Below are 11,778 nucleotides of genomic sequence, written 5' to 3' on the forward strand. Positions count from 1 at the left end.
CGCCAAGGTCAAGCCAGACGCAGGTTGCCCGTAGGAGCGGCTTCAGTCGCGACAGGCTGGCCGGGAACGCCCGGTCGCGGCTGAAGCCGCTCCTACCGGACGTTTCCTGCGCCGGAAACGCAAAGGGCCGCCCCGAGGGGCGGCCCTTTGCGTCACGCTCGGCTCGAGCGATCAGGCACTCAGCGTCGCCAGGGCGTCGTTGAGGGTGTTGCTGGGGCGCATCGCCTTGCCGACCAGGTCCAGGTTCGGGCGGTAGTAGCCCTGGATGTCGACCGGCTGGCCCTGCACGCCGTTGAGCTCGGCGACGATGGTCGCTTCCTGCTCGGTCAGCAGCTTGGCCAGCGGGGCGAAGCGCGCCTTCAGCGTGGCGTCCTCGTCCTGCGCGGCCAGCGCCTGCGCCCAGTACAGGGCCAGGTAGAAGTGGCTGCCGCGGTTGTCCAGCCCGCCGACCTTGCGCGAGGGCGACTTGTCGTTGTCCAGGAACTGGCCGTTGGCCTGGTCCAGGGTGCGCGCCAGCACGCCGATGGCGGCGTCGTGGTGGCGCTGGCCCAGGTGCTCCAGCGACGCGGCCAGGGCCAGGAACTCGCCCAGCGAATCCCAGCGCAGGTAGTTCTCTTCGACGAACTGCTGCACGTGCTTGGGCGCCGAACCGCCGGCACCGGTCTCGAACAGGCCGCCGCCGGCCATCAGCGGCACGATCGACAGCATCTTGGCGCTGGTGCCCAGCTCCATGATCGGGAACAGGTCGGTCAGGTAGTCGCGCAGCACGTTGCCGGTGACCGAGATGGTGTCCTCGCCCTTACGGATGCGCTGCAGCGAGAACGCGGTGGCTTCCACTGGCGGCAGGATGCGGATGTCCAGGCCATTGAGGTCGTGATCCTGCAGGTAGCGCTCCACCTTCTGGATCATCAGCGCATCGTGCGCACGCTGCGGATCCAGCCAGAACACCGCCGGGGTGGCGCTCAGGCGCGCGCGCTCGACCGCCAGCTTGACCCAGTCCTGGATCGGCGCGTCCTTGGTCTGGCACATACGCCAGATGTCGCCGGCTTCCACCGCATGCTCCAGCAACACCGTGCCGCCGGCATCGGTGACGCGCACGGTACCGTCGGTGGCGATCTGGAAGGTCTTGTCGTGCGAACCGTATTCCTCGGCCTTCTGCGCCATCAGGCCGACGTTGGGCACGCTGCCCATGGTCGCCGGGTCGAACGCGCCGTGCAGCTTGCAGTCCTCGATCACCGCCTGGTACACGCCGGCGTAGCAGCGGTCCGGGATCACCGCCTTGGTGTCCTGCAGCTTGCCTTCGGCGTTCCACATCTTGCCGGAGTCGCGGATCATCGCCGGCATCGACGCATCGACGATCACGTCGCTGGGCACGTGCAAATTGGTGATGCCCTTGTCGGAGTTGACCATCGCCAGGCCCGGGCGCTGCGCGTACAGCGCCTGCAGGTCGGCCTCGATCGGCGCACGCTGCGCCTCCGGCAGACTGGCGATGCGCGCGTACAGATCGCCGATGCCGTTGTTGGCATCGAAGCCCACCTGCTTGAGCGTGGCGGCATGCTTGTCCAGCACGTCGCGGTAGAACGCCTCGACCACCACGCCGAACATGATCGGGTCGGAGACCTTCATCATCGTCGCCTTCAGGTGCAGCGAGAACAGCACGCCCTGCTGCTTGGCATCGGCGATCTGCGCCTGCACGAAGGCGGCCAGCGCGCGCTTGCTCATCACCGCCGCATCGATCAGCTCACCGGCCTGCACCGCGGTCTTTTCCTTCAGCACCGTCACCGTGCCGTCCTTGCCGACCAGCTCGATCTTGACGTTGCCGGCCTGCGCGATCAGCGCCGAGCGCTCGCTGCCGTAGAAATCGCCGGCATCCATGTGCGCCACGTGCGACTTGGACTCGGCGCTCCAGGCGCCCATGCGGTGCGGGTGCTTGCGCGCGTAGTTCTTCACCGAGGCCGGCGCGCGGCGGTCGGAATTGCCCTCGCGCAGCACCGGGTTGACCGCGCTGCCCTTGACCTTGTCGTAGCGCGCCTTGGCTTCCTTCTGCTTCTCGTCCTTCGGCTCGTCCACGTAGTCCGGCAGCGCATAACCCTGCTGCTGCAGTTCCTTGATCGCGGCCTTGAGCTGCGGCACCGAGGCGCTGATGTTGGGCAGCTTGATGATGTTGGCTTCCGGCGTGGTCGCCAGCTGGCCAAGTTCGGCCAGGTCGTCGGCGATGCGCTGGTCCTCGCGCAGGTATTCGGGGAACTGCGAAATCAGGCGGCCGGCCAGCGAAATGTCGCGGGTCTCCACGGCGATGCCAGCGGTGCCGGCGAACGCGGAGACGATCGGCAGCAGCGACTGCGTCGCCAGGTACGGGGCTTCATCGGTGAGCGTGTACAGGATCTTGGGCGTATTCGACATGACGCGACGGATGACCTCTGGCAGGGGGAAATAGGCAGCACCGACAGTACGGCGGCGTATTGTTTCTTGTAGGTTTCGCGATGCCGCCAACCGCCGGGCATCGGCCGTCCATTGTCGCGTGTCTGCCGGCTGTGGGCAAAGCGCGGGGTTTGCCTTCGGCGAGCGCCGTGCAGCAGTGCGGCGCCAGTCTGAGGCTCACCCACACTGGCACCGCACCTGTGGGCGGCACGGATGATGACTGTCCTGGAAGACAGCCGACGGCGTCGCGCAACACACCGTGCTGCATGCGATGCCGTCCAAACCGCGATGCAGCGATGGCGCGCGCGCTCGGCATCGGGTACGCACCTTCGACCGGAGTGCCCACTTCCTGCCACTCGGGGCACACGCGGACCAGCCATAAAAAAGGCGCAGCCTCGCGGCTGCGCCAGCGTGTCGCACGTGCCGGGAGAGAGGCGGCGCGTGCGACCCGTGACCCGGGCTCAGCCCTGGATCACTTCACCTCGAACGTCTGCGGCGTGCCCGCCGCCTGGCCGTTCACGGTGACCTCGGCCTTGTACTGGCCGGCCGGCCAGCCCTTGGGATTGGTGAACTCGAAGTTGGTGGTGTCGGCCCCGCTGGTGTTGAGCGTCTCGGTGCGCTCGCCGGCGGTCTGGCCGTCCTGGAACACCAGCTTGGCGCCGACGTTGGCGTTGGTCGCCGAGCCCTCGGTCTTCACCGAGACGATGATCTTGTCCTTGCTGCCGAGCGTGGTCAGCGGCGCGACCGACTTGTCCGCGGCCGCGGTGTTGCCGACGGCGACCGCGGCGACATTGACCGCGTTGGCGCCCGCGGCGGCCGGCGCCGGCTGTTCCGCCGGCGCGGCGGCCGGACCCGGCATCTGCTCGGTCGGTGCGGACGAGGTGGGATCGGGCGACGTGGTCTGCTGCTGTTCCTGCTTCTTGCAGCCGGCCAGCGCCAGCGCACCGACCATGGCGATCAGCAGCGGCGAAAACGGGGAGATCGAACGGGTCTTCATCGGGAACAGACTCCTGTCAGAATGGCGAAGAGGGGGTGGTGGGGTCGCGCCTTGTCAGGCGCCGGCGGGCAACCTGAGCGTCTGGCCCGGATAGATCTTGTCGGGGTCGGCGAGCACATCGCGGTTGGCCTCGAAGATGCGTGTCCAGGCATTGCCGTCGCCGTAATGCAGCTTGGCGATCTTGGACAGCGAATCGCCGGGCTTGACCACATACACCTGCTGCACCTGCTCGGCCGTGCTGTCGACCTTGCTCTGCACGGCGGAGAAATCCGCCTTCTGCACGACGTCGGCCGTGGTATCCACCTTGGCGGTGACTGCCGAGAAGTCGGCGCGTTTTTCGCTGTTCATCGCGTTGCTCCCTGCGTGATGGGACGCTGCCACGGTGTCACAGGATTTGTTAAAAAAGGATCGCGCGGCCGTGAATCGCGCAGACGCGGTTCAGGCGCGCGACGTGCATCGAACGTGACGACAGGGGGCTGTCTTCCAAGCAGTCGGGACCTGTGCGCAACACGCGCATCGCACGCACGCTGCAGCCGCCGAGCGCAGGCGAGCGCAGATGTCGACAGCGCCGCACGATCGCGGTGACGGCGCGGTGTCCGAGTCGGTTACTGGCGCAGGTCGCGCAGGAAGCTCAGCGGTTCGGCCACGTCCGGGGTGGCACGCCAGGGATTGATGTCCAGGCCGCCACGGCGGGTGTAGCGCGCCTCCACCTGCAGCGACTGCGGGCGGCAGCGCGTCATCAGGTCGTGGAAGATGCGCTCGACGCACTGCTCGTGGAAGCCAGCATGCTCGCGGAAGCTGATCAGGTAGCGCAGCAGGCCCTCGCGGTCGATGCGGCCACCGCGGTAGCGCAGGTGCAACGACGCCCAGTCGGGCTGGCCGGTGACCGGGCAGTTGGACTTGAGCAATTCGCTGGTCAGGGTCTCTTCGACCACCTCGCTGTCGGCGGCGGACAGGAAGTTCGGACGCGGCGGGCCGTAGCAGTCGATGGCGATGTCCAGCGCGTCCAGCGACTCGCCCTCGCCCAGCGTGTCGATCGGCGGCAGGCCGAATTCCATCGCCACGTCGGCGCCGGCACGCGCCGATAGGTCGGTGACGATGCAACTGCGCAGCGCCTCGGCGCTGTTGAAGCGCATCGCGTTGAGCGAGTTGAGATAGAGCTTGAGCGACTTGGATTCGATCAGATTCGGCGAGGCGCACGGCACCTGCAGGGTCGCGGTGGCGACGCAGGGCTTGCCCTGCGCATCGAGCCAGCTCAGTTCGTAGGCATGCCAGCGGTCGACGCCGAAGAACGGCAGCGCCGCGGGGTCAAGACCGATCTCGGTACGCGCCGCGGCGCGCGGGATGGGAAACAGCAGCGCGGGATCGTACTGCGACGGGTAGGCGACCTCGCGGCCGAGGCTGGAATCCTGGGGGGTGTTCATGTGGTGCAGTGTAGCGGGCGCGTTCTGGCTGGGAGGTGTATGGGCGGGGAGTGGGGAGTGGGGATTCGGGATGGGCTGAAGCGATGCTGCACGTGCTTGCGTCGAGGTGCTTGCGTCGCTGCAAGGCTTCATGCGTCGCGACTGAAGTCGCTCCCACAGAGGCGATCCAGCGCGGCGCGCGTAGGAGCAGCTTCAGCCGCGACAGTCTTCCCGGTAACGCCCGTCGCGGCTGAAGCCGCTCCTACGGGGAAAGGGCGCAGGGCACATGCGCGCGTCTGGAAGGGCGGCCACGATTGGTGCCGAAGGAATCCTTCGGCTCAGGGCTTCGCGCGTCGCGACTGACGTCGCTCCCACAAGAGGCGATCCAGCGCCGCGCGTCGTAGGAGCGGCTTCAGCCGCGACAGCCTTCCCGGTAACGCCCGTCGCGGCTGAAGCCGCTCCTACGGATGTCCATCTGTCCATCGCTGCCGGGCCGACGCACGATGCCGTTACGGGGCTGCGGGACTGCCGCTTTTACCAATCCCCACTCCCGATTCCCCACTCCCGCCCCTTCAGGCCTCCGGCTTCATCCCCAGATAATCCAAGGACACCTGCAGCATCGCGCGCAGGCCGACGTCCAGGGCGGTCTCGTCGAGCAGGAAGTGCGGCGAGTGGTTGCTGGGCGCGGTCGCGGGGTCGATGCCGGGGCCGGTGGCGCCGACGAAGAAGAACATCGACGGCACCTGCTGCGCGTAGTACGAGAAATCCTCCGCGCCCATCTGCAGCGGCGGTTCGTAGACGTTGCCGGCGCCGACCACCGCCTGCAGGCTGGGCAGCATGCGCGCGGTCAGTGCCGGGTCGTTGACCGTGGCCGGGTTGCCGTCCTGGTCGGGTACGTGCGCCTCGGCCTTGGCGCCGTGCGCGGCGGCGGTGTGCTCGGCCACGGTCTTGAGGTCGGCGAAGATCTGCTGGCGCATGCCCTCGTCGAAGGTGCGGATGGTGCCGACCATCTCCACGTCGTCGGGAATGATGTTGTAGCGGATACCGCCCTTGATCGCGCCGAAGCTGAGCACCGCCGGCTGCTTGGACAGGTTGGCGCGGCGGCTGATCACGCTCTGCGCGGCGCCGATCAGGTCGGCACTGGCCACGATCGGGTCGATGCCGTTCCACGGCGCCGAGCCGTGGGTCTGGCGGCCGACCACCTTGATGCTGAAGCGGTCCGAGGCGGCCATCAGCGGGCCGCCGCGCACCGCGATCTTGCCGGCCTGGACGCTGGAGAACACGTGCAGGCCGAACATCGCCTGCGGCTTGAAGTCGCGGAACAGGCCTTCCTTGAGCATCAGCGAGGCGCCGCCCTCTTCGTTGCCCGGCGCGCCCTCCTCCGACGGCTGGAACACCAGCATGACCTCGCCCGGCAGCTGCGCGCGCATCGCCACCAGGGCCTCGGCCACGCCGAGCAGGATCGCGGTGTGCGCGTCGTGGCCGCAGGCGTGCATCACCCCCACGGTCTCGCCGCGGTACTCGCCGGTGGCCTTGGAGGCGAACGGCAGGCCGGTCTGCTCGGTCACCGGCAGCGCGTCCATGTCCGCGCGCAGGGCGATCTTCGGCCCGGGCAGCGCGCCTTTGACGATCGCCACCACGCCGTGGTGGGCGATGCCGGTCTGCGGCTTCAGGCCCAGCGCGCGCAGCCGCTCGGCGACCTTGGCGGCGGTGCGCTCCTCGCGATTGGACAGCTCCGGGTGCTGGTGGAAGTCGCGCCGCCACTCCACCACCTTGGCCTGCAGCCTGGCCGCGGCAGCCGCCACCTCCGGGCGCTCGGCGCTCTGCCCCCAGGCCAGGGCGGGGACGGCGAACAGCATCGCGGACAGCAGGCGGGACAGGCGCGGCATGGCAGGACTCCAGGTCGGGACGCAACAGGCGTTCAGTCAATGTAGTGCATCGGCGGCCGGCCGGGGGCGGCCGTGGATCCCGCCGCGGTGAAAAAACCCTTGCGAATCCGTGTCAACCGATGCGCCGCCGGTGCGTTGCGAGAGCGAACGACCGGCCTCGCCCGCCCGCGGGGTCTGTCCCTTCAGTCATGGTCCAATCGCAACGCGCCGGCGATATGCTTTCGCGACCGTTGCACCAGCCACTGCGGGAGGGTCCTCCACCCCGCCTCGCCACAGGAGTTTCCCCGGATGTCGCGTTTCTGGAAGATTGCGCTGCTGATCCTCGCAGCGGTGGCCTTGGTGGTGGTGGGCACGCGTTTCATGCGCGGCGGCGGGCATCACAAGGGTGGCGACGCCGGCATGGGCGACGACAGCGACAACACGCCGGTGCCGGTCACGGTAGTCGCCGCCAGCAGCCAGGCGGTGCCGATCTACGCCACCGCCACCGGCACGGTGACCGCGCTGAGCACCGTCACCGTCAGCCCGCAGGTCGGCGGCCAGCTGATGAGCCTGAACTTCCGCGAAGGCCAGGAAGTCAAGAAGGGCGAGCTGCTGGCGCAGATCGACCCGCGCTCGCTGCAGGCCAGCTACGACCAGGCCGCGGCGAGCAAGCGCCAGAACCAGGCGCTGCTGGCCACCGCGCGCTCCACCTTCCAGCGCTCCGACTCGCCGGCCTACCGCCAGTACGTGGCCAAGACCGACCTGGACACGCAGCGCAATCAGGTGGCGCAGTACGAAGCGGCGGTCGCCGCCAACGACGCGCAGATGCGCGCGGCGCAGGTGCAGTTGCAGTACACCCGCATCCTCGCCCCCAGCGACGGCATCGCCGGCATCCGCGGGGTGGACGTGGGCAACATCGTCAGCACCAGCAGCACCATCGTCACCATCACCCAGGTGCACCCGATCTACGTCACCTTCAACCTGCCCGAGATCCAGCTGCAGGACGTGCGCCAGGCGCAGGCGGCGGCGCCGCTGCCGGTGGCCGCGCTGGACCGCACCGACGCGCATCCGATCGCCGCCGACGGCCAGGTCGACGTGATCGACAACCAGATCAGCGCCGACACCGGCACCTTCAAGGTCCGCGCGGTGTTCCCGAACAACGACCGCGCGCTGTGGCCGGGCCAGTTCGTCAACGTGCGCCTGACCCTGCGCACCGTGCCCGACGGGGTGGTGGTGCCGACCCAGGCGGTGCAGCGCGGCCCCAACGGCGACTACGTGTACGTGGTGCAGGCCGACAACACGGTCAAGATGCAGACGGTCAAGCAGGGCGCGGAAGTCGGCGACAGCCAGGTGCAGCTGACCGAAGGCCTGAAGGCCGGCGAGCGGGTGGTCACCGAAGGCCAGTTCCGGCTCAAGCCCGGCACCAAGGTGACCGCGCTGAAGCCGGGCGAGGCGCCGCCGGAGCCGACCGAGGCCGAACTGAAGGCCGCCGAGGGCAAGCAGCAGCAACGCGGCGGTGGACGCCGCGGCGGCGGCGGGCCGCGCTGAGCGCGCCGCGCGCCCTGGCGAGAGCCGTGCCGCGCCCGCGCGGCCGGCCGCGACTGGGGCGCCTGCAGGCGGCGGCGTCGCCATGCCGCGCCGCGATCGCGGCGCGGGGCCACGGCCGCCGCTGATTCCGCCGTTTTCCCCGGCGCCGGCGCGGCCGCGCCGGACTCTCACCAGCAAGGATCTTCCCCGTGGGCTTTTCGACGATCTTCATCCGCCGCCCGATCGCCACCACCTTGCTGATGGCAGGCGTGCTGCTGCTCGGCATCCTCGGCTACCGGCAGCTGCCGGTGTCGGCGCTGCCGGAAATCGACGCGCCCAGCCTGGTGGTGACCACGCAATATCCCGGCGCCAACGCCAGCACCATGGCCTCGCTGGTGACCACGCCGCTGGAGCGGCAGCTCGGGCAGATCTCCGGGCTGCAGATGATGACTTCCGACTCGTCGGCCGGCCTGTCCACGATCGTGCTGCAGTTCGCGATGGACCGCGACATCGACATCGCCGCGCAGGACGTGCAGGCGGCGATCCGCCAGTCCACCCTGCCCTCCTCGCTGCCCTACCAGCCGGTCTACAACCGGGTGAACCCGGCCGACGCGGCGATCCTCACCCTCAAGCTCAGCTCCGACACGCTGCCGCTGCGCGACGTCAACAACTACGCCGACTCGATCCTGGCCCAGCGCCTGTCGCAGGTGCCGGGCGTGGGCCTGGTGTCGATCGCCGGCAACGTGCGCCCGGCGGTGCGCATCCAGGTCAATCCGGCGCAGCTGTCGAACATGGGCCTGACCATGGAGGCGCTGCGCAGCGCGCTGACCCAGACCAACGTCAACGCGCCGAAGGGCTCGCTCAACGGCAAGACCCAGTCCTACAGCATCGGCACCAACGACCAGCTGTCCAGCGCCGCCGAGTACCGCGACACCGTCATCAGCTACAAGAACGGCGCGCCGGTGCGGCTGTCGGACGTGGCAAAGGTGGTGGACGGGGTGGAGAACGACCAGCTTGCCGCCTGGGCCGACGGCAAGCCGGCGGTGCTGCTGGAAGTGCGCCGCCAGCCCGGTGCCAACATCGTGCAGACGGTGGAGCAGATCCGCGCGATCCTGCCGCAGCTGCAGGGCGTGTTGCCCGCCGGCGTGCACCTGGACGTGTTCTCCGACCGCACCGAGACCATCCGCGCCTCGGTGCACGAGGTCAAGTTCACCCTGATCCTGACCATCGGCCTGGTGGTGGCGGTGATCTTCGTGTTCCTGCGCCGGCTGTGGGCCACGGTGATCCCGTCGGTGGCGGTGCCGCTGTCGCTGGCCGGCACCTTCGCGGTGATGGCCTTCGCCGGCATGTCGCTGGACAACCTGTCGCTGATGGCGCTGGTGGTCGCCACCGGCTTCGTGGTCGACGATGCGATCGTGATGATCGAGAACATCGTGCGCTACATCGAACAGGGCAAGAGCGGCCGCGAGGCCGCGGAGATCGGCGCACGCCAGATCGGCTTCACCGTGCTGTCGCTGACCGTGTCGCTGGTGGCGGTGTTCCTGCCGCTGATCCTGATGCCCGGCGTCACCGGCCGCCTGTTCCACGAGTTCGCCTGGGTGCTGAGCATCGCGGTGGTGATCTCGATGCTGGTGTCGCTGACGCTCACGCCGATGATGTGCGCCTACCTGCTCAAGCCCGACGCCCTGCCCGAGGGCGAGGACGCGCACGAGCGCGCGGCGGCGGCCGGCAAGACCACGCTGTGGTCGCGCACCGTGGGGCTGTACGAACGCAGCCTGGACTGGGTGCTGGGCCACCAGAAGCTGACCCTGCTGGTGGCGCTGGCGACCATGGTGCTGACCGTGCTGCTGTACGTGGTGATCCCCAAGGGCCTGCTGCCCGAGCAGGACACCGGGCTGATCACCGGCGTGGTCCAGGCCGACCAGAACGTGGCGTTCCCGCAGATGGAGCAGCGCACCCAGGCGGTAGCCGAGGCGTTGCGCCGCGACCCGGCGGTGACCGGCGTGGCCGCCTTCATCGGCGCCGGCTCGATGAACCCCACGCTCAACCAGGGCCAGCTCAGCATCGTGCTGAAGCCGCGCAGCGACCGCGACAGCCTGGAAGACCTGCTGCCGCGGCTGCAGAAGGCGGTGGCCGGGCTGCCCGGCGTGGCGCTGTACCTGAAGCCGGTGCAGGACGTGACCCTGGACACCCGCGTGGCCGCCACCGAGTACCAGTACTCGCTCTCGGACGTGGACAGCACCGAACTGGCGACTCAGGCCATGCGCCTGACCGAGGCGCTGCGCAAGCGCCCGGAACTGGCCGACGTGGACAACAACCTGGCCAACCAGGGCCGCGCACTGGAACTGCGCGTGGATCGCGACAAGGCCAGCGCCCTCGGCGTGCCGATGCAGACCATCGACGACACGCTGTACGACGCCTTCGGCCAGCGCCAGATCTCCACCATCTTCACCCAGCTCAACCAGTACCGCGTGGTGCTGGAAGTGGCGCCGGAGTTCCGCACCAGCACCGCGCTGCTGAACCAATTGGCGGTGGCCAGCAACGGCAGCGGCGCGTTGACCGCCAGCAACGCCACCAGTTTCGGCCAGACCACTTCCAGCAACTCGTCCACCGCCACCGGCATCGGCGCGCAGAACACCGGCATCACCGTCGGCAGCGGCGGCACCGTGCCCTTGGCGGCCGTGGCCGAGGCCAAGCAGTCGACCACGCCGCTGGTGGTCAGCCACCAGCAGCAGCTGCCGGCGGTGACGGTCTCGTTCAACCTGGCGCCGGGCTATTCGCTGTCGCAGGCGGTGGCGGCGATCGAGGAGACCCGCGCCCAGCTGCAGTTGCCGCCGCAGCTGCATGCCGAGTTCATCGGCAAGGCCGCCGAATTCACCGGCAGCCAGACCGACGTGGTGTGGCTGCTGCTGGCCTCGGTGGTGCTGATCTACATCGTGCTGGGCGTGCTCTACGAGAGCTACATCCACCCGCTGACGATCATCTCCACCCTGCCGCCGGCCGGCGTCGGCGCGCTGCTGGCGCTGATGCTGTGCGGGCTGAGCCTGTCGGTGGACGGCATCGTCGGCATCGTGCTGCTGATCGGCATCGTCAAGAAGAACGCGATCATGATGATCGACTTCGCCATCGACGCGCGCCGCGAGGGCGCCAGCGCCCACGACGCGATCCGCCGCGCCTGCCTGCTGCGCTTCCGCCCGATCATGATGACCACCGCCGCGGCGATGCTCGGCGCGCTGCCGCTGGCGCTGGGCGACGGCATCGGCTCGGAACTGCGCCGCCCGCTGGGCATCTCCATCGTCGGCGGCCTGCTGCTGTCGCAGCTGGTCACCCTCTACACCACGCCGGTGATCTACCTGTACATGGAACGCGCTTCCGAGCGCGTGCGGACCTGGCGCGAGCGGCGCGCGGCGCGGCACGCGACGGCGGCGGAGGGGCGGGCGTGAGAGGCCGGGAATCGGGAATCGGGAATCGGCAATCGGAAAGCGCCGTGTCCGCGCGCTGCCGACTCGTTCACTTCATGCCGGATCCCCGGAAGACTGACACCGGGCGCGTACTGCGACTC

Annotated in this window: 7 protein-coding genes; 2 read left to right on the forward strand and 5 right to left on the reverse strand. The window is 69.1% G+C overall.

What is annotated here, in order from left to right:
• Positions 1-171: 171 nt before the first annotated feature.
• From M3U25_RS19230 to M3U25_RS19250, 5 genes are all read right to left on the reverse strand, one after another.
• Positions 172-2,403, reverse strand: a complete 2,232-nt coding sequence (locus tag M3U25_RS19230) for an NADP-dependent isocitrate dehydrogenase (protein WP_242159993.1) — start codon at positions 2,401-2,403, stop codon at positions 172-174.
• 490 nt (positions 2,404-2,893) lie between these two features.
• On the reverse strand, positions 2,894-3,418 hold the full coding sequence (locus tag M3U25_RS19235; protein WP_355503497.1) for a hypothetical protein: 525 nt from the start codon (positions 3,416-3,418) through the stop codon (positions 2,894-2,896).
• Positions 3,419-3,472: 54 nt separating this feature from the next.
• Positions 3,473-3,766: a LysM peptidoglycan-binding domain-containing protein gene (locus tag M3U25_RS19240; RefSeq protein WP_355503495.1), complete on the reverse strand. Its 294-nt coding sequence runs from the start codon at positions 3,764-3,766 to the stop codon at positions 3,473-3,475.
• Positions 3,767-4,023: 257 nt separating this feature from the next.
• Positions 4,024-4,842, reverse strand: a complete 819-nt coding sequence (gene queF / locus M3U25_RS19245) for an NADPH-dependent 7-cyano-7-deazaguanine reductase QueF (protein WP_242159990.1) — start codon at positions 4,840-4,842, stop codon at positions 4,024-4,026.
• A gap of 551 nt (positions 4,843-5,393) precedes the next feature.
• Positions 5,394-6,710 carry a M20 family metallopeptidase gene (locus tag M3U25_RS19250; RefSeq protein WP_355503493.1) on the reverse strand — a complete coding sequence of 439 codons (1,317 nt, stop codon included), beginning with the start codon at positions 6,708-6,710 and terminating at the stop codon, positions 5,394-5,396.
• A gap of 288 nt (positions 6,711-6,998) precedes the next feature.
• Here M3U25_RS19250 and M3U25_RS19255 point away from each other — a divergent pair, with 288 nt between their 5' ends.
• Both M3U25_RS19255 and M3U25_RS19260 read left to right on the forward strand, forming a co-directional pair.
• Positions 6,999-8,237, forward strand: coding sequence for an efflux RND transporter periplasmic adaptor subunit (locus M3U25_RS19255; RefSeq protein ID WP_355503491.1), 1,239 nt, complete (start codon positions 6,999-7,001; stop codon positions 8,235-8,237).
• A 188-nt stretch (positions 8,238-8,425) separates the two neighbouring features.
• Positions 8,426-11,659: an efflux RND transporter permease subunit gene (locus M3U25_RS19260; RefSeq protein WP_355503489.1), complete on the forward strand. Its 3,234-nt coding sequence runs from the start codon at positions 8,426-8,428 to the stop codon at positions 11,657-11,659.
• Positions 11,660-11,778 lie beyond the last annotated feature (119 nt).

Source organism: Xanthomonas sp. PPL134 (assembly GCF_040595915.1).
Classification (GTDB): Bacteria; Pseudomonadota; Gammaproteobacteria; order Xanthomonadales; family Xanthomonadaceae; genus Xanthomonas_A; species Xanthomonas_A indica.